Below are 18727 nucleotides of genomic sequence, written 5' to 3'. Positions count from 1 at the left end.
GATAACTCGTGGTCATAAATCATAGTAGTTAACGTAGTCAACGTAGGTATATTTAACGTGGACTACACTCAAAACTCGTGATGTATAGTCAAGGTAGTTAACGTAGCCGACGTTAAGAAAAAATGCTATTGTTGTTCATGCAACTAAAGAAAGGAGCATGAACAATGAAAATAGTAAAACTAAAGACAGTGGATGGAAGGATCAGATACTATCTGGCTTATGACACAGGAGCACCGGTGTCGCCAGTGCTGAAATATCTGAAGTTCAAAGACAATACTGGATATGCAAGAAACACGCTCAGGATGCACTGCATCCACTTGAAACACTTTTTCACTTATCTTGGAGAAGCCGGAAAGGATTATGAGCAGGTAAATATTGATGACCTTGCGGGATTTCTGGCATGGCTTAAAAACCCCGATATCCTAAAGAAAGTAGTCCCTATTCGATTTGAGCCAGAGCATCAGCCACAGACAATCAATGCAATGGTAGACACGATTGTTATGTTTTACGACTATCTTCTCCGACATGAAGGCATGGAAAACCAGCTATCAGAAAAACTAGCGAAGTTTGTTAGGGATCCAGGCAGAAATTACAGGAGTTTCCTACATGGAATAGCGGAGAACAGGAGGATAAAAAGCCATATCCTAAAGCTGCCGGTACCAAGGATGCAGCTCCGAACCATTAGCAAGGAAAATGCCACAGTACTTCTCAATTCCTGCACAAACTTAAGAGACTACCTCCTGCTGTATCTACTGTTTGAGACAGGAATGCGGATTGGTGAAGCCCTTTCCCTATGGCTTGAAGATTTCGATATGGCAGGACTGACCATTACTCTGCATGATAGGGGAGAACTGGAGAACCAGGCAGAGATCAAGACAGTATCAAGCCCACGAAGGCTAGATTGTACACAGGAATTGATGGATTTATTCACAGAGTATATCTGTGAGCACCATACCGCTGAAATCCATACCAATCATGTATTCCTCAAACTTAAGGGAGCCATGAAAGGAAGCGCAATGGATTACACAGATGTGGATAATCTCTTTCGAAGTCTGCGCAAAAAGACCAGCATCAGAGTGACGCCTCATATGTTTCGCCACACATCGCTTAGCCTGCTTTATTCGGCGGGATGGGAACCGGAAATGCTCAAGCACCGTGCAGGACATAAAAACATTTACACAACATTAGATACCTATGTCCATCCTTCAGAAGAGGAAGTGGCAGAAGCGTTTAGGAAAGTAACAGAGAGCCTCAAAATCCCCTCCATGGGAAGGGAGGCTGGTCAGTAATGAAAACAGCAACTCGTACCCAATATGAGTTATTTGATGAAAGATACTATCGGATGATTCAATATCTGTCATCAGAAGGAGATTACTGGAAAGATAATGATAGATGGTACATGGATGCCGAAAGTTTCAAGGAGGCTTTAATACCCGTGATAAAGTCAGGTCACTGGCTTCTTTGTGACTTCAGTTCATACAAAAATGAGCGATTAAAAGTAGAAATGAAATACTTCCTACTCTACTCTATGAAGGATGGGATTATCGAAGCTATCAGTGTCTATAAGAACTACCGGCAGGCGATAGCAAACATAGGAAAACTGCTGTCATCAATAAGGAATGTAACAAGCTTTAATGGGCTGAACACTTATGACAGGGAATTAGAAAATGCAGGACTGAATGACACAGAAAGCTACAGATATCTGCAATTAAAGCATGGAGCTGCCAAGTTCATCACGGATTACTATGGTGACCGTGATGAGCTAGAAAAGGATGTCTGGCGTGCCGCCCGTATTCCAGGCACAAAAGTATCAGCGGCAGGAAAACGCGAGAAGGTCAGCATAAGCTTCGAGAATATACCAACCTATTACCGTGAAATGACAAAGCGCTTTATGAGCCGCCTTGTCATCAAACGAAGCTGGTCCTATTGCACAGAAATGATGATGTATATCCGATACTTTTTTAGGACTTTTTATGCCCATAGATATACAGATGGCTTCCTTGAGAGACTTGCAAGGCAGGACATTGAAAAATACTTAGGCTGGGTTGCCGGTGACTATGAAGGTAAAAACGCTACATTTCGCAGCAAGGCAGTCTCGTTTATCCGGCAGTTTATTGACTATATACAGCTTGCTGAGTACCCACAAGCACCGAAGAAGGATGTAAACCGACTGATATTTGAAGATGATATACCAAAGCGTGAGCGGTCAGCAGATACCATGGGAAAAGTAAAATATGTGCCAGAACCAATCAGATGGCAACTAGATGTCTGCATTGGCGAGATAGAACCTGTAGAAATGATGCCAGTATATGTCCTGCTCCGGGAGACAGGATGGCGTGGGACAGATGTTCTGAACCTCAGATATGACAGTTGTCTAGAGCATCTGTGGAATAGCCATGACAAAGAATACATTCCTTATCTGTGTGCAGAGATCACAAAGACAGGGATACCACTTTTAAAGATTCCAATCCGTAAAGAAGTAGCAGATATGGTAAAAAAGATTGTGGATGATGCAGTGAAGCGCAGCACAGATGACAATAATCCAGATAAATACCTGTTCAATACCTATGAAGGGCGCTGTAAAGGGCTTCCATTAAGCAAACCAGCATTCTCAGCAGCCGTACAGCAATTGATAGACAAGAAAGGAATCCTTGACGGGGATGAAAAGCCATACCATTTCAAGGCTCATGCCCTAAGACATACGAGGGCATTAGAATATACAGAGCAGGGAATGCCCATAGGAATCATTCAGCAGATTCTAGGACATTGCAGCCTTCAAATGACGTTGCACTATTCGAAGGTCACTGAAAACATGCTGTATAGGAAATGGAAAGAGACAGAGAAACTAAACCTTCTGCATCTTGAAAGTACGCCGCCTAATGGGCATAAGGAAAAGCTAAAAGAAGAAATCCGATATGAATTTATCCGCAAGAATCTGGATGCTGTGAGAGTCCCATTCGGATTGTGCTTTAAACCAGCAAAACTGCCATGCCGCCAACAGATAAACCAATGCCTTGACTGTGCTAACTTCTGTACTAGCCGTGACAATATTGCAGAGTATGAGAAAGAGATTGAAAAAGTGAAAGAGCATCTAAAAATCAGCAAAACACTTGGGAGAAGCGAATGGGAAGAAAAGAACCGGAATTATCTTGAAATCCTTGAAAAGATGCTCTCACGAATCCAGAAGGAAGGGCTGATCCATAAAAATGGCATTCATCGGGAGGAGTGTGATGGCTGATAAAATGAAAGGATTACTCGAAAGCGATAGAAAAAGAACACAAGAAGCAAAAGCAAAGGCACTGGTTGCAATCAACCAGTTGGTTGTATCTGGGAAGAAAGTGAATTTTAATAGTGTCTATAGGTATAGTGGTATTTCAAAAAGCTTTTTATATGAAGATGTGGATATACGAAAAAGAATTGAAGAACAACGGGCATGTGATGTGAATAACGAAATGAACAAACGTGCTAAATATGACAAAACATCGCGTTCAAAGGACGTGATTATTGAAACAAAAGATAAGCGCATAGCAAAACTGGAAGAAGAAAATCGGAAGCTTCGCATAGAACTGGAACATCTTCGAGGGTTGCTATATGAATAAAAAAGTACGTTGACTACATGTAGTCGACGATATAATACCGTAGTTTCGGGGCTTTCTGCCCCGTGACCACGAGTTTTTATTAGGAGGATTAAGCTGATGAATGCCTTTCAAAAAACAGGTATGGAGCAGATAATTGGTAGTCCAGAGCCAAGTAATGTATCTAGTGCACTGATTGAAATGGCTGGTAAACGTTTAGGCCTTAATAAAAATACCATTGTAGAGTTAATAAAACCGCAAAATATTTATATATTCCGTTTACCTGTTGAAGTGTTTGGAAAAATTTTTAATGTATGGGGGTGTGTTGTTCTTCATAACAATGCACGTGGTCCATATAAAGGCGGTATTAGGTTAGCCGGTGATGTTGATGTTTGGGAGACAACAGAGCTGGCCAGGCTTATGACATTAAAAACAGCTGTAACAGGCATTGAATTTGGTGGTGGAAAATCCGGGCTAAGGGTTGATATGCAAGAACTTTACAATTTGTTTGATATTCGCACCAGAAGCTTTGATTTTGAGAGAGTTGTAAAAAGAGCTATTTTTAAAGAATATGGGAATAAGTTTAGAACAATGCTGACAAGCCACACGTATATTCCCGCACCTGATATGGGTGCAAGTGCAGAACAGATGACAGAAATATATAACGCTACAGGTGACCCGGCTTCAGTGACTGGTAAGCCTGAGGGTGTCCACGGCTGGCTTCCTGGAAGAAAAGAAAGTACTGGTTACGGAGTATCAGTTGCTGCCATTGAGTCATTGCAGCACCTGGGAATAGAACCCACAAAAGCTAAGGTGGCAATTCAAGGCTTTGGAAATGTTGGATCCTATACTGCTTATTATCTGGCCGAGCAGGGCGTTAAAGTTGTTGGAGTTACTGATAGTAATGGTGGTGTGTATGACAAGGATGGTATTGATATATTAGAATTAATGGACTATGCACAAAAACATGGCACAATTGCAGGCTTTTCAGATAATACCCTGGACAATGATCAGCTCTTTAGTCTAGATATAGATGTGCTTTTGCCATGTGCTGCTGGTCATGTTTTAAATGGAAGAACCTCAAAAATGGTACAGGCAAAGGCAATAGTATCAGGGGCTAACATGCCCATAACACCTGAAGGCATGGAAATCTTAGAAGGTGAAAATATATTAGTTTTCCCGGATATAGTTGCCAATTCAGGTGGTGTTATAGCTTCTAATATGGAGTATTCAGGCTCCTTGAGCGCTCAGCAAAAAAATAAAGACAATGTTTTAAGCTTTATTAAACACACAATTACTGACACCTTTGCTAATATCCTAGACATTAAAGCTGCAGAAAAAGTTAACCTGACTGAGGCATCCATAATTCTAGCAGTAATGCGCATACGGGATGCCATGAAATTACGAGGCTGGTTAACTGCAACAAGCTGTAACTTTAATGAACTGTCAAATGGCAATCATAAAAACTAGTCTATAATAGCTATTTAATTCTAATTGCTGGGCATTTAATAATACTGAGTAAATATAGAGTTATTAAAAAAAGAAAGGGGCGAGAAACCAGGATTTCATACGCCCCTTTTGCATTGGTCTTAAAAGCTTAAACTATATAGCACATTACTTTTAAATATTATTTTAAGATCTAGAATATAATGGTATATATTCAGAGCTTGTTTGAACGCTTTTATATGCAGGTCTTATTATTTTGCCGCCACTTACTATTTCTTCTACCCTATGTGCACACCATCCGGGAATTCTGGCCATTGCAAATATAGGTGTATAAAGATCCCTAGGAATATTAAGCATTTGGTAAACAAAGCCTGAGTAAAGGTCCACATTAGCAGGTATGATAACCTCCTGGTCATATTTTTTTGAAAGAACCACTGGAGTAAGCTTTTCCACTAGACTATAAAGGTGAAATTCATCGGACATATTCTTTTCTTTAGCCAATTTCTCCGCCTTTTCTTTCAGCAGTACTGTCCTTGGATCTGACAAGGTATATACTGCATGCCCCATGCCATAGATCAATCCAGTCCTATCATAGGCTTCCTTCATATTTACCTTTGTTAAGTACTCTTCCACTTGCTTTTCGTCTGTCCAATCTTTTACATTGGCTTTTAAGTCATCAATCATTTCAACAACCTTAATATTAGCTCCACCGTGTTTGTTGCCTTTTAAAGAACCAATAGCTGCAGAAATAGCCGAGTAAGTGTCAGTATCGGCGGAAGACACTACATGGGTAGTAAATGCAGAGTTGTTTCCACCGCCATGTTCTGCATGTAGAATCAGGCTCAAATCCAGGGTTTGAGCTTCAAGCTCTGAATAATCGTGGTTCGGTCTTATCATATGCAGGAAACACTCTGAGGTGCTTAATTCATCCTTGGGCAGATGAATAACCAGACTCTGATTATCGTAGTAGTGAATTTTTGCTTGATACCCATAGGCAATCATTAAAGGAAAACGTGCAATCAATTCTATTGACTGCCTAAGTACATTTTTAACACTAGTATCATCTGGATTGTCATCATAGGAATAGCTTGTAAGTACAGTCCTGGCTAATTTATTCATAACGTTTTTACTTGGAGCCTTTAAAATCATGGTTTCACGAAAACCATTAGGTAAATGCCTGAGTGTGCATAACATTTCTTTAAATGTGGACAACTGATCTTCATTTGGCAGGCTGCCAAAGAGCAGTAAGTAGCATACCTCTTCGAAGCCGAATCTTCCCTCTTTTTGGATGCCTTCTACAATTTCTTTAACATCTATTCCCCTGTACAGCAGCTTGCCTTCCTGCGGTATTTTTTTATCATTTTCCTTTATATAACCGTGTACTTCGCCAATTTCTGTAAGTCCAATCAAGACTCCTGTACCGTCACTGTTTCGTAATCCCCGTTTAGTGTTGTATTGTGTATGAAGCTCTGGATCAATATAATTATTTTTCTCTGCAAGAATGGATAGTTCATGAAAAAATGGATCCTCAAAAGGATTGTTTCTGTACGTTAAGCTTACCATATTATTTACCCCCTCCAATAATCGCACACACGTATTACTGCATACAATTATACTGGAATAACTTTCTGGAGTCAATTACCTTTTACATTTTGGCTGTCGTTATTTCATTATTTCCTATTATCAGCTTTTAAGTTATTAGTAGAAGGACTTATTGGCCAATATGGCGAATCTATTCTTTGTATAGATAGTTTGACCCATGGGGGGTTACGTGATATGAATAGATTATTTCAGGTTAAGGAAAAGGGTCAAAAGGTAGCTGAAGCAATTGCCACTGTTTTAAATGTGGAGGTAGAAATAGTAAATCAGGAATTAGTAAGGGTTGCAGGTACAGGACGAGTTAAAGAAAATATAGGTTCCAGGATGTTAAGGGGTCTTGTCAACAAGCATGTTTTAGAGACTGGTCATTATATATATATCAGCTCTCCCGGGCATCATGCAATCTGCAAGGAGTGTTCATTGGCTGGTAAGTGTTTTTATAAAGCTTATATTGTGTATCCTATAAAGGTTAAAGAAGAGGTAATTGGTAACATTAGTCTTATTGCCTTTAATGATAAACAGGAGGAAAATTTACGGCGTCAAAGAGACTCTCTGGTTGAGTTTGTTAGTAAAATGGCCGATTTTATAAGCTCAAAGGTTATTGAAAAGCAAATGGAAGCTGATAAGGCTGTCATGACAAATAGGTTGGAAGCTATATTAGACTCTGTACATGAGGGAGTCATTGCCATTGATGAAATTGGAATAATTACCCATTTCAATAAATCCTCTGAGCAGATCTTTGGTGCCAAGAAAAATGAAGTAGTAGGCAAAAATCTTAAAGAACTGGCACCTAATCTTCCTCTATTAAGCCTGCTTGAAGGTGCTGAAAGCTTTACTTATAAAGAAGTCTTTACAGATTTTAACAGGCAAAAGCTTCACCTTCTCAGTACAGCCAGGCCTATCTTATCTGAAAGCAAGGAAATTGTAGGGGCTGTAGCCTCCTATAGAGACTATGGTGAAACTCAAAAAAATGTCTATGAAATTTTTAATAAACAGCAGCACCTGTCTTTTGATGATATTATTGGCTCTAGTGCATCTTTGCAGGAGGTTGTTAAAAAAGCAAAAAAAATAGCAAGCAGCAATTCCACTGTATTGATTCTTGGGGAAAGCGGCACTGGCAAGGAACTATTTGCACGAGCTATACATGAGGCAAGCTCTCAGAGCAATAAACCTTTTGTTTCCATTAACTGCGGAGCTATTCCGGAAGCCCTCCTTGAAAGTGAACTGTTTGGATATGAAGAGGGAGCCTTCACAGGGGCGAAAAGAGGGGGAAAGATAGGCAAATTTGAGCTGGCTAACAGTGGTACAGTTTTTCTTGATGAAATAGGCAACATGTCACTTTATTTGCAGGCCAAACTCCTTAGGGTTTTACAAGAGAGGCAAATAGAACGGGTTGGCGGCAATAAGCTAATATCTGTTGATATAAGGGTGATTGCTGCAACAAATAGCGATTTACAGGATCTTGTAAACAAGGGCCTTTTTAGAGACGACTTGTATTATAGATTAAGTGTAATTCCCTTAGAAATACCACCCTTACGGGAAAGGAAGGAGGATATTCCCCAGCTTTTGGATTATCATCGCATACGGTACGGCAAATTACTGGGTAAAAAAATAATTGATTTTGATAAAGCAGCTTTGAATATATGCCTGAATTATAGCTGGCCAGGGAATGTAAGAGAACTGGTGAATGCTGTTGAATATGCAATTAATATTGAAGAAGGACCTATAATCAAAATAGAAAGTCTTCCTCCACGAATACGAGAGGAGGTTAATACAAAGGGCGTTATTGACTATGACTTAAGCGGTGATACTGTTGTAAAAAGCCTGGATGAAATAGAAAAAGAGACTATTATAAAAGCACTAAATCACTTCGGCTGGCATGAGGAAGGGAAGATTAAAGCCGCAAAGGCTTTGGGAATTGGCAGGGCTACCATATATAGAAAAATTCATAAATACAAAATATCTCCGGAAATTATAAATGGAGCTAACCTCAATGATATATAAGGGGGTTTCAGATGAAATCTGTTGAGTTAATAACCAAGAAGCTGGCAGGGGAAAAGACGGAATACAGGGCTAAAGGAGAGTTCTTTATTGAAAAGGGCATAGCTAAAGAATTAACTGGGCATGAGGATAGGTGGCTGGCTAAAAGAATTTCAGCAGAGCTTTTAGGTTTTAATTATATTGCTGAAGGTGTTGATAAAAGTCATGATGGCAGGGATCACTGGGGCAGGTTGGATTTTGGGCAAAGGGGTTATGAAGGACCTATCTATGATGGTATTGAGAATTTATGTAACTGTTTAAAGGTCCAACATGTAAAATTTGATAATCTTTCCAGGTGGAAAAAAGAGACTGACTTTTTTGTATTTGCTCTAATTGATGGCCCTTTTCAAACGTTAAGCAGCCTCTTAGATTATAACCAATTTCTTATGGACACCATGATGAAGCCAGATCTAATGGAAAAAGGGGTAGAGGCTATAACCAGGGAAATAATCACCATAATAAATATTGCAGTGTCAAATGGTGCTGATGGGGTAATTTTAGGGGAGGATATTGCTTATTCTAAAGGCTTGATAGTATCTCCTAAAATTATTCGAAGTGTATTTTTGCCTAGAATACAGGAGATTGCAGCGAGCACAAACAAACCAGTAGTTTTTCATAGTGATGGTAACCTGACTGATATTTTGCCTGACATAGCAAAAACTGGTATTGCTGGAATTCACTCTATTGAGGAAAACTCAAACATGGATCTAAAAAGTGTTAGAAAAGCTGTTGGAGATAATATCTGCCTCCTGGGTGGTTTTGATTTAAACAATTTTTATGAATATGAAGAGGAGGAGTTAATTGATAAGGTAAGAGGAATGATTGCACTGGGCCAGGATTGTGAACCATACATATTTGGCACCTCTGCTGGTATTATAGATGACAATCTTCCTTTGGAAAAGGTAAAATTGGTTTACCAAACGGTAAGCAAAAGGTAGTTTTATTAAATATATACTACAGCAAATTATTGTCATAATCCCCCTCCCCAGTTAGTAAAATTGAAGTGAGGTCTTAAGGAGAAAGATGGGGAAGGAAGTGGGAGGTTGGCACTAAAACTTAAATTCAACTGGAAGGCTGTAATAATCATATTATTGGTTTCTATTTTGTCCATGGCTGGAAAAGTCTACTATGAGTGGGTTAATAGGGTGATACCGGAGGAGTTGCTGCCACATGCTATAGAAAGAACAACTTCAGTCAATAGCTATCGTTATCATGTTGGATTAAAACTAAAGGTTAATGGTGAAGATAGGCTGTTGAGCAGGGTTAAGGGAGAAAGGCAAAATGACCAATTCCATCTCCAGGGAGAGATAGCCGGCCAGGAAGTGGATGTAATATATGTTGATAACAAAGTTTATATGAAGGATGCTGTCTCGGGGCGTTGGATGGTTAATCATGGTGGTGACATATTCCAACAAGATCTTTTTATGGTTGAAGTAAACCCAATAGCAAGTTTAGAATACCAGGCGTTAAACAATATTAACTACCTTGGCATTGAAAAAGATAGGGTTGATGCTTATGTCATGGAATACAGCCCAGTTGTTACAAATCAAATGCTGACAACCTACTGGCAGGATTTTAAATACAAGGTATGGATAGAAAAAAGATCCAAAAGGGTATTTAAAGCAGAAGTATTTGCAGACCATAAGGATGCTTCTCATAATGGACTGCATATGCAGTTAGTCCTTTATGATTTTAATAAAAAAATTAATATTGAAGCACCTTCGACACAATAATGCTAAAAGCAAGTTCTTCCCCGAAAATACTGTTTATGGGGAAGGATTTTTTTTTCTTTCCTAGAAATATAAGCTTTGTGGATTTTATCTTAGAAAAACAGAATATTTTTCATCTGGCAAAAAGAAACTATTGATAATGAAATACTAGAAACAATAGGGCTTGAATAAGGGTAGATATAAAGTTACAGGAAAAGGGAGAGCTGTATTATGGAAAAGGATGTTAAAGAGGTCCTGGTAAGTGAAACTAATATTAAAAAACTGGTTGCTCAATTAGGTCAAAGGATAACCAGTGACTATGAAGGAAAGGAAATAATGGTTATCTGTATATTAAAGGGGGCTGTTATGTTTTGCGCAGACTTGATTCGGGAGATTAAGGTGCCCTTAAAACTAGACTTTATGGCTGTTTCCAGCTATGGGGAATCAACTGAGAGTTCAGGTGCTGTACAAATACTAAAAGACCTGGATTCAAGTGTTGAAGGCAGACATCTTTTGATAGTTGAAGATATAGTAGATACAGGTTTAACGCTGAGATACCTGATTAGCATATTAAATGCCAGGGGACCGGCTAGTATCAAAACCTGCGCATTTTTAGATAAACCAGAACGCAGGAAAGTGGATGTAAAAATTGATTATAGTGGTATTGAGATTCCTGATGCTTTTGTGATAGGATATGGGTTAGATTATGCTGAGGATTATCGGCATCTACCCTATGTAGCCGTTCTTAGCTCAGAAGTGTATGAAAAATAAGGAGGACAAAAATGATTGATAAAGTAGATGAAGTAATTGTACTGGACTTTGGTGGTCAATACAGTCAATTAATTGCCCGCAGAATAAGGGAGCTAGGTGTTTTTTGTGAAATGTTTCCTTACACTACCAGCTTTGAAGAGATTGTTAAAAGAAATCCCAAGGGAATAATATTCAGCGGCGGTCCAGCTAGTGTATATCAGAACAGCGCTCCTGCTATAGATAAGAAGTATTATGAAGCCAATATCCCCATTATGGGAATATGCTATGGGATGCAGATGATGGCACATCAATTAGGGGGGAAGGTTGAGCCTGGCAAAAGCAGGGAGTATGGAAAAGCCCTGCTGAATATGCTTCAAAAATCTGATTTGTTAGATGGAGTGAATGACCAGGAACAGATTTGGATGAGTCATGGAGACTATATAAGTAAACCTCCTGATGGTTTTGAAGTAATAGCAGGAACAGATCATGCACCTGTAGCAGCCATGATTCACTTGGATAAACAGCTATGTGGTGTCCAATTCCATCCAGAGGTAAAGCATACGCCTAAAGGCAATACCATTCTGGAGAACTTTCTGTTCAAAATTTGCGGCTGTAGAAAGCAATGGACCATGAAATCATACATAGAAACTGAAGTAGCAAAAATAAAAGAGCGCGTGGGTGACAAGAAGGTCCTCTGTGCCTTAAGTGGTGGTGTAGATTCGGCAGTAGCCGCACTTATAGTCCACAAGGCAGTTGGTGACCAGCTTACCTGTGTTTTTGTAAACCATGGGCTATTAAGAAAGGGCGAGCCTGAGCAGGTAGAGGAGACATTTAAGAAAAGCTTTGGCTTGAACCTAATTGTGGCAGATGCAGTTGACAGGTTCCTCAATAGGCTGCAGGGCATCACAGATCCGGAGTCTAAAAGGAAGATTGTTGGTGAAGAATTCATCAGGGTTTTTGAAGAGGAGGCAGCAAAGCTTGGGGATTTCAGTTTCCTGGTGCAGGGAACTATTTACCCTGATGTAATTGAAAGTGGGACAGATACTGCTGAAACTATAAAAAGTCATCACAATGTAGGTGGACTTCCTGAAGATATGCATTTTGAACTAATTGAACCTTTATACTTCTTATTTAAGGACGAAGTAAGAAAGGTAGGCGAGGAATTAGGCCTGCCAAGGGAGATTGTTTGGAGACAGCCCTTCCCGGGACCAGGTTTGGCCATTAGAATCCTTGGTGATATTACTGCTGAAAAACTAGACATATTGCGAGATGCTGACTATATAGTTAGAGATGAAATACGTAAAGCGGGTCTAGAAAGGGAAATCTGGCAGTCCTTTGCTGTTCTGCCCTCTATAAAAAGTGTTGGAGTTATGGGGGACAGCAGAACATATGCCTACCCAATTATTCTCCGGGCAGTAACAAGTGACGATGCCATGACTGCTGACTGGGCAAGGCTTCCCTATGACTTAATGGAGAAAATCTCCAACAGAATCGTTAATGAAGTAAACCATGTAAATAGAGTAGTATACGATATAACCTCCAAACCACCTGGAACCATTGAGTGGGAATAAATTAACCAACATGAAAACACCTGATTTCACAACTTTAAGAAGTGAAGTCAGGTGTTTTTTATCCTTGGTTGTAATTAAATAGGGCACTATCTATTAAAAAATTATTGCAAGACTTAAAAAAAAATAGCAATTTACTGCAGGAAACGTTCTAGGTTTTGTAGAATAAGCATTTTAAAACCCAAAAGAGTAAAGGAGAAGGTATATATGAATTTAGCAAATTTTCCACGCAGACGTTATACAGAGGGAAAGACACCTATTGAAAAACTGCACCATCTATCAAAAGCCCTTGGAGGACCTAATATTTACATTAAAAGAGATGATTTGTTAGGTTTAACCTCAGGGGGGAATAAAACTAGAAAGTTAGAATTCCTGGTTGCAGATGCCTTAGAAAGGGGCGCAGATACACTTGTTACATGTGGTGCAGTTCAATCTAATCACTGTCGACTAACATTAGCTGCTGCAATTAAAGAAGGGTTGAAATGTAGACTGGTTCTAGAAGAAAGGGTTCCAGGAAGCTATAATCCCAAGGCCAGTGGGAACAATTTTCTGTATAATCTACTGGGTGTGGAGAAAACCAGGGCGGTTCCAGGAGGGACAGATTTACTAGCAGAGATGCAGGGGTTTGTTGATGAGCTTGCCGCTGAAGGACGAAAAGGATATATCATTCCTGGTGGTGGATCAAATGAAATTGGTGCAACAGGCTATGTGGCATGTGCTCAAGAAATCCTGGAACAAACCTTTGAAATGGGATTAAATATTAATCATCTTGTAACTGCAAGTGGAAGTGCTGGGACTCATGCGGGCTTAGTTGCCGGCTTTTATGGAACAAATGCCAATATTCCCATTGTAGGTATCAATGTAAGGCAGAATAAGGATATGCAGGAGGATAATGTATATAAACTGGCAGAGAAAACAGCTGCACGTGTTGGCATTAAATCAACAATACCTCGGGAAGCGGTAAAATGCTTTGATGAATATGTAGGTCCTGGCTATTCGCTTCCTACCCCTGAGATGGTAGAAGCAATAAATATATTGGCCAGGTTAGAAGGGATCCTTCTAGATCCTGTTTATACAGGAAAAGCTATGGCAGGACTAATTGGATTGATTCGTCAAGGTTATTTTAATAAAGAGGATAATGTGCTATTTGTTCATACAGGTGGATCGCCTGCTTTATATGCTTATACCCATCTATTCGAATAAACCACTTATACAGTGAACCCCATTTGTAGAATTGGAGGAGAAACATGACACCTAAAGCTGTAGGAATAATTGGTGGTATGGGGCCGGAGGCAACGGTGGATTTAATGACAAAGGTAATCAGAATTACTCCCGCCAGGGTTGATCAAGACCATATAAGGATGCTTGTAGATAGTAATCCACAGATTCCCTGTAGGGTCAAGGCTATAATGGAGGGTGGACCTAACCCGGGTCCAGTTATGGCTCAAATGGCTAGAGGATTAGAAAAAATCGGAGCTGATTTTTTAGCAATACCCTGTAATACAGCTCATTATTTTATTGACTATGTTAAGGATGCAGTTAGAATAGATGTCTTAAATATGATTGAGGAAACAGTAAATGTACTAGAAAGGGATCAAGTGAAAAAGGCAGCTTTAATAGCCACTAGTGCGCTTCTTAACGCAAATCTGTACACTAGAGAACTAAATGCTGCTGGGATAGAGTTAATCCTGCCTCAGGAAGATTACCAGCAGATGGTTATGGAAACCATATTTGCAGTTAAGTCAGCAAATTTTTCTAAAGCCGAATCATGTATAAAAAAAGTAATCTCCCATGTAGCAAGTGTAGGTGCTGAATCAATAATCCTTGGCTGTACTGAATTACCCCTTGTGATTAATGAGGAACAATACTCTTTAAAATTCTATGACCCGGCAAACATTTTAGCAAAAGCTATAGTTAATAAAGCATTCTAAAAATCTTAACATTTTTATGATTAAATAAGTGATATAATCATGCTAATAGCTTGATTAATTTGAAGGAGGAGTATGACCATGGCAATCAGCCAAATTAATGGGGGCATTTGTGGCTTTACCACAAAAGTAACCTCTACTGATGAAGGGGGCAAAATTAAACTGTCCATAGAAACAGATTGTCCAAATGTTAAGAAACTAGCAGAAGAACTGACAGAGGTTGACCCATTTAATGAGGTCTTTAAAAGAGCAACATCAACTAAGACGTATGAATTGGCAAGCAAGCATTTGCCCCATCCGGCTTGTATAGTACCCTGTGGAATACTTAAAGCCGTTGAAATTGAAGCAAACCTTGCCCTGCCCAAGGATGCATCAGTTCAAGTAAACAAGTCCTAATACAACTAAGCATCATTAAACTATTAAGCAGTGCCAGGATTCAAAGGCAGCTATTGGGTTAGGCACATTATTAGAAAAATAAAAAAGATGACAATAATGACAATTTAAAAAGCGAACATTAAATATTAATTTGATAAAAACGTTCGGAATTAATATTGACAGCTTATTTACTATTTGCTACTATATACGTAGTAATATATCCTTAGCTGCAAGAAAGTGTACCTAGGGTTCCGCAAGGTATATTGGTCAGGTCCAAGTGGTACAGGCACATAAACGTGCTACACCGTAGGGAGAAAAGCCCAGACGGGGAGGTTTAACGCAGAAACTTCCCTGGACTGGGCTTTATTATTTACCTTGAGACAAAAACTTTCAGGTTTTGTCCTGTCAGATGGGTTTCTTTTACGTTTATTTAAATGAATAAGGTAAAAAATATGAGTAAGATATGAAGAATATGAACAAGTAGTAATAAATGTAAGGAAAGAAGCTGAAAATTTACCACAAGAATTAAAGGAATATAGGGTTAAAATGGCTAATGAGGTAGAGGAAAAAGATGTTAACCTGTCCAGGGTGGGTATTGATAACTACTAAGGCATAAGGCACCACAATTCCAGGTTCAGGTTACATGACAAAACCAAGTTGGAAAGGGTGTTAAGCTTGATAGAAAGGTATAGTTTGCCTGAAATGCAAAGTATATGGTCAGAAGAAAATAAACTGAGAAAAATGCTGGAGATAGAGGTTTATGCTTGTGAAGCCATGGCAGAGTTGGGTCTGATCCCAGAGAGGGCTTTAAAGGATATTCAAGAAAAAGCTGACTTTGATCTTAAAAGAGTTAGTGAAATAGAAGAGACCACCAGACATGATGTTTTGGCCTTTTTAACCAACGTGGCTGAAAATGTTGGCGAAGCTTCCAAATATATTCACCTGGGAATGACTTCATCTGATATTCTAGATACTGCTTTGGCTACTCAGATGAAAGAGGCTTTAACGCTAATACTACATAAGTTAAATATTCTAGCTCAAGAAATTAAGAACCAGGCTATCAGACATAAGTATACCTTGATGGTTGGCAGAACTCACGGAATACATGCAGAGCCTGTTACCTTTGGTCTGAAGATGGCACTGTGGTATGACGAGGTGCAAAGGAACATTAAGAGGCTGGAGGCAGTAAAAGAGGAGGTTTCAGTTGGTAAAATATCAGGTGCTGTAGGTACCTTTGCCAATATTGATCCCTATGTGGAGGAGTATGTCTGCAAAAAATTAGGTTTAAAACCTGCTCCTATTTCAACCCAGATTATCCAAAGAGATATACATGCTGCCTACATGACCCAGCTTGCTGTCACTGCCAGTTCACTTGACAAGTTTGCATTAGAGGTAAGAAATCTGCAAAGAACAGACATCCATGAGGTGGAGGAGAGCTTTGCACAGGGCCAGAAAGGTTCATCAGCAATGCCCCACAAGAAAAATCCCATTCTTAGTGAGAGGGTTTCCGGCTTGGCTAGAGTTGTTAGGGGTAATGCTTCTGCTGCCCTGGAAAACGTTGCCTTGTGGCACGAGCGGGACATAACCCATTCGTCTGTAGAACGTTTAATAATTCCAGACTCTACTCACCTTGTTTACTACATGCTGGACAAATTTATTAATGTGGTTAAAAATCTGGTTGTAAACAAGGATAACATGCAGGCCAACCTTAACAAAACTTTAGGACTTGTATTTTCCCAGAGGGTGTTGTTGGCATTAGTTGAAAAAGGCATACTAAGGGAGACAGCCTATGCATGGGTACAAAGAAACTCCTTGCAGGCTTGGGAAAGTAAAGTGCCGTTGAAGGAGCTTGTAACTAATGATGGGGATATTGCCCATAAGCTGTCTAAAGAAGAGATAGAGGAAATATTTAATTACGATTATCATTTGAAAAATGTGGACTATATCTTTAAGCGCGTTGGAATAGAGTGAAATTATTTACTAGCCTAATATGAAATAATTAGCAGGATTTTAGAAGAGCCTAACAGCTTTAAGACTTCTGAATTCTGACTTTAAGTTACGGAGGTATATCAATGGTAACAAAAGGAAAAGAAATATACAGGGGCAAGGCAAAATCTTTATACTATACTGATGACCCTACTGTTGCTATTATGGAGTTTCATGATGATGCTACAGCATTTAACGGATTAAAAAAGGGTTCCATTCAAGACAAAGGTCATTGTAACTGTCAGATTTCTGCTATTTTCTTTGAAAAACTTAAGGAAAGGGGTATTAGAAATCATTTTCAGGGCTTTGTCTCCGAAAGAGAAATGCTGGTAAACTGCCTTAAAATCCTTCCGGTAGAAGTAATTGTAAGAAATATTGCTGCAGGAAGCCTATGCAAAAGATTGGGAGTTGAACCTGGTGTGGTTTTTGAAAAACCAGTTCTAGAGCTTTGTCTTAAATCAGATGAATTAGGGGATCCCTTTATCAATGACGATCATGTGCTGGCTTTAAAATTAGCTAGCGCTGAGCAGTTAAGTGAAATGAAGGAAATGACTTTGAAGATTAATGAGATTTTAAAAGAAATTACCAGTGCAGCTAACTTAATTTTAGTTGATTTTAAATTGGAATTTGGTGTTCAGGATGGAATTTTGTATTTAGGAGATGAAATATCACCAGATACCTGTAGATTTTGGGATGCAGACACGAAAAAGGTCTTAGACAAGGATAGATTTAGAAATGACATGGGAGAAGTAACTGATGCCTATCAGGAGGTTTTACAAAGGTTAAGGAGGTTAACATAAATGTTTCATGTTAAGGTCTATGTTGCCTTGAAAAAGGGAGTTCTTGATCCCCAGGGCAGTACTATACAACGTGCCCTGGAGTCCATGGACTTTCAAGGGGTTCAAGATGTTAGGGTTGGCAAGGTCTTTGAAGTAAAAATTGCTGGTGATTCTAAGGAAATGGTAGAAGCCCAGGTGGAACAGATGTGCAAAAAGCTTCTGGCAAACCCTGTGATTGAAGAATACAGCTTTCAGGTTACGGAGGTTTAACAATGAAATTTGGAGTTGTGGTTTTCCCAGGCTCAAACTGTGACGATGATGTTAAACATGTACTTGGCGAAGTCATGAAACAGGAAGCAAGCTTCATATGGCATAAAGATAAACTTCCCAGGGATCTGGATTGTGTTGTTCTTCCAGGAGGCTTTTCATATGGAGATTACCTTAGAACAGGAGCAATTGCCAGATTTTCTCCAGTAATGGATGGGGTTATGGAACATGCCGCAAGGGGGGGACTGATTCTTGGTATCTGCAATGGCTTTCAGGTTCTTACAGAAGCTGGTTTACTGCCTGGCGTCCTGAGGGTAAACAGGGACCTGAAATTTATCTGCAAACCTGTCTACCTTAGGGTAGAAAACACAAGTACTGCTTTTACCAACCAGATGTCTCCAGGTGAAGTTATCAAGGTGCCCATAGCCCATGGAGAAGGAAATTATTTTGCCTCAGCAAATGAGCTGGAGGAGCTAGAAAAGAACAAACAGGTTGTTTTCCGTTATGCCACTTCAGATGGACAGATAACTGATGATGCAAATCCTAATGGCTCTGTAAATAATATTGCTGGAATAATCAATAAAGCAGGTAATATTTTAGGCATGATGCCTCATCCTGAGAGATGTGCAGAGAATATATTAGGTAATGAGGATGGTCTAAAAATTTTCAAATCCATAATTAGCTGGTGGCAGGGGAGGAATTAAC

The 18727-nt window shown here is 39.4% G+C and carries 17 protein-coding genes; 16 read left to right on the top strand and 1 reads right to left on the bottom strand.

Annotated elements, in window-relative coordinates; all coding sequences use genetic code 11:
- The first annotated feature begins 164 nt into the window (after window positions 1-164).
- The 4 genes from K364_RS0104280 (at window position 165) to K364_RS0104265 (ending at window position 5045) form a co-directional block, all read left to right on the top strand.
- Window positions 165-1289 (top strand): tyrosine-type recombinase/integrase, encoded by a 1125-nt coding sequence (locus K364_RS0104280; protein WP_028306984.1) that lies wholly within the window; start codon window positions 165-167, stop codon window positions 1287-1289.
- Window positions 1289-3238, top strand: coding sequence for a tyrosine-type recombinase/integrase (locus K364_RS0104275; RefSeq protein ID WP_028306983.1), 1950 nt, complete (start codon window positions 1289-1291; stop codon window positions 3236-3238). Before K364_RS0104280 ends, K364_RS0104275 begins: the two co-directional genes overlap by 1 nt.
- The gene (locus K364_RS0104270; protein ID WP_028306982.1) at window positions 3231-3599 is read left to right on the top strand and encodes a DUF6262 family protein; all 369 of its coding nucleotides are present in this window, start codon (window positions 3231-3233) and stop codon (window positions 3597-3599) included. The genes K364_RS0104275 and K364_RS0104270 overlap by 8 nt, the downstream gene beginning before the upstream one ends.
- 96 nt (window positions 3600-3695) lie before the next feature.
- Complete coding sequence (locus K364_RS0104265; RefSeq protein ID WP_028306981.1) at window positions 3696-5045, top strand: Glu/Leu/Phe/Val family dehydrogenase; 1350 nt, start codon at window positions 3696-3698, stop codon at window positions 5043-5045.
- Between the two features lie 162 nt (window positions 5046-5207).
- On the opposite strand, the gene K364_RS0104260 is transcribed toward K364_RS0104265, so the two are convergent.
- Window positions 5208-6584, bottom strand: coding sequence for a citrate/2-methylcitrate synthase (locus tag K364_RS0104260; RefSeq protein WP_028306980.1), 1377 nt, complete (start codon window positions 6582-6584; stop codon window positions 5208-5210).
- A gap of 213 nt (window positions 6585-6797) precedes the next feature.
- On the opposite strand from K364_RS0104260, the gene K364_RS0104255 reads away from it, so the two are divergent.
- From K364_RS0104255 to purQ, 12 genes are all read left to right on the top strand, one after another.
- Window positions 6798-8624, top strand: a complete 1827-nt coding sequence (locus K364_RS0104255) for a sigma-54-dependent Fis family transcriptional regulator (RefSeq protein ID WP_028306979.1) — start codon at window positions 6798-6800, stop codon at window positions 8622-8624.
- 11 nt (window positions 8625-8635) lie between these two features.
- The gene (locus K364_RS22810; protein ID WP_051533796.1) at window positions 8636-9598 is read left to right on the top strand and encodes a uroporphyrinogen decarboxylase family protein; all 963 of its coding nucleotides are present in this window, start codon (window positions 8636-8638) and stop codon (window positions 9596-9598) included.
- Between the two features lie 105 nt (window positions 9599-9703).
- The gene (locus K364_RS0104245; protein ID WP_028306978.1) at window positions 9704-10393 is read left to right on the top strand and encodes a hypothetical protein; all 690 of its coding nucleotides are present in this window, start codon (window positions 9704-9706) and stop codon (window positions 10391-10393) included.
- 207 nt (window positions 10394-10600) lie between these two features.
- Window positions 10601-11140 (top strand): hypoxanthine phosphoribosyltransferase, encoded by a 540-nt coding sequence (gene hpt, locus K364_RS0104240; protein WP_028306977.1) that lies wholly within the window; start codon window positions 10601-10603, stop codon window positions 11138-11140.
- Between the two features lie 11 nt (window positions 11141-11151).
- Window positions 11152-12690, top strand: a complete 1539-nt coding sequence (gene guaA / locus K364_RS0104235) for a glutamine-hydrolyzing GMP synthase (protein WP_028306976.1) — start codon at window positions 11152-11154, stop codon at window positions 12688-12690.
- A 204-nt stretch (window positions 12691-12894) separates the two neighbouring features.
- Window positions 12895-13890: a D-cysteate sulfo-lyase gene (gene cuyA, locus K364_RS0104230; protein ID WP_028306975.1), complete on the top strand. Its 996-nt coding sequence runs from the start codon at window positions 12895-12897 to the stop codon at window positions 13888-13890.
- Window positions 13891-13934: 44 nt separating this feature from the next.
- Window positions 13935-14618 (top strand): cysteate racemase, encoded by a 684-nt coding sequence (gene cuyB, locus K364_RS0104225; RefSeq protein ID WP_028306974.1) that lies wholly within the window; start codon window positions 13935-13937, stop codon window positions 14616-14618.
- Between the two features lie 78 nt (window positions 14619-14696).
- A complete protein-coding gene (locus tag K364_RS0104220; RefSeq protein WP_028306973.1) occupies window positions 14697-15011 on the top strand; it encodes a DUF6951 family protein in 315 nt (104 codons plus the stop codon).
- Window positions 15012-15665: 654 nt separating this feature from the next.
- A complete protein-coding gene (gene purB / locus K364_RS0104215; RefSeq protein WP_028306972.1) occupies window positions 15666-16961 on the top strand; it encodes an adenylosuccinate lyase in 1296 nt (431 codons plus the stop codon).
- Between the two features lie 101 nt (window positions 16962-17062).
- Entirely contained in the window at window positions 17063-17776 is a 714-nt protein-coding gene (gene purC / locus K364_RS0104210) for a phosphoribosylaminoimidazolesuccinocarboxamide synthase (RefSeq protein WP_035267893.1), read from the top strand.
- A complete protein-coding gene (gene purS / locus K364_RS0104205) occupies window positions 17777-18025 on the top strand; it encodes a phosphoribosylformylglycinamidine synthase subunit PurS (protein ID WP_028306970.1) in 249 nt (82 codons plus the stop codon).
- A gap of 2 nt (window positions 18026-18027) precedes the next feature.
- On the top strand, window positions 18028-18726 hold the full coding sequence (purQ, locus tag K364_RS0104200; protein ID WP_028306969.1) for a phosphoribosylformylglycinamidine synthase subunit PurQ: 699 nt from the start codon (window positions 18028-18030) through the stop codon (window positions 18724-18726).
- Window position 18727 lies beyond the last annotated feature (1 nt).

Source organism: Desulfitibacter alkalitolerans DSM 16504 (assembly GCF_000620305.1).
Taxonomy (GTDB): domain Bacteria; phylum Bacillota; class DSM-16504; order Desulfitibacterales; family Desulfitibacteraceae; genus Desulfitibacter; species Desulfitibacter alkalitolerans.
Note: the sequence above shows the minus strand (reverse complement) of the source record. Positions and strands in the feature narration are given on the sequence as shown.

Excerpts from the sequence above, each read along its gene's own strand:
- K364_RS0104260 (WP_028306980.1), bottom strand. The coding sequence starts at position 6,584 with ATGGTAAGCTTAACGTACAGAAACAATCCTTTTGAGGATCCATTTTTT.
- K364_RS0104270 (WP_028306982.1), top strand. The coding sequence starts at position 3,231 with ATGGCTGATAAAATGAAAGGATTACTCGAAAGCGATAGAAAAAGAACA.
- K364_RS0104255 (WP_028306979.1), top strand. The coding sequence starts at position 6,798 with ATGAATAGATTATTTCAGGTTAAGGAAAAGGGTCAAAAGGTAGCTGAA.
- guaA (WP_028306976.1), top strand. The coding sequence starts at position 11,152 with ATGATTGATAAAGTAGATGAAGTAATTGTACTGGACTTTGGTGGTCAA.
- cuyB (WP_028306974.1), top strand. The coding sequence starts at position 13,935 with ATGACACCTAAAGCTGTAGGAATAATTGGTGGTATGGGGCCGGAGGCA.
- K364_RS0104265 (WP_028306981.1), top strand. The coding sequence starts at position 3,696 with ATGAATGCCTTTCAAAAAACAGGTATGGAGCAGATAATTGGTAGTCCA.
- hpt (WP_028306977.1), top strand. The coding sequence starts at position 10,601 with ATGGAAAAGGATGTTAAAGAGGTCCTGGTAAGTGAAACTAATATTAAA.
- K364_RS0104220 (WP_028306973.1), top strand. The coding sequence starts at position 14,697 with ATGGCAATCAGCCAAATTAATGGGGGCATTTGTGGCTTTACCACAAAA.
- K364_RS22810 (WP_051533796.1), top strand. The coding sequence starts at position 8,636 with ATGAAATCTGTTGAGTTAATAACCAAGAAGCTGGCAGGGGAAAAGACG.
- K364_RS0104280 (WP_028306984.1), top strand. The coding sequence starts at position 165 with ATGAAAATAGTAAAACTAAAGACAGTGGATGGAAGGATCAGATACTAT.
- cuyA (WP_028306975.1), top strand. The coding sequence starts at position 12,895 with ATGAATTTAGCAAATTTTCCACGCAGACGTTATACAGAGGGAAAGACA.
- purC (WP_035267893.1), top strand. The coding sequence starts at position 17,063 with ATGGTAACAAAAGGAAAAGAAATATACAGGGGCAAGGCAAAATCTTTA.
- purS (WP_028306970.1), top strand. The coding sequence starts at position 17,777 with ATGTTTCATGTTAAGGTCTATGTTGCCTTGAAAAAGGGAGTTCTTGAT.
- purQ (WP_028306969.1), top strand. The coding sequence starts at position 18,028 with ATGAAATTTGGAGTTGTGGTTTTCCCAGGCTCAAACTGTGACGATGAT.
- K364_RS0104275 (WP_028306983.1), top strand. The coding sequence starts at position 1,289 with ATGAAAACAGCAACTCGTACCCAATATGAGTTATTTGATGAAAGATAC.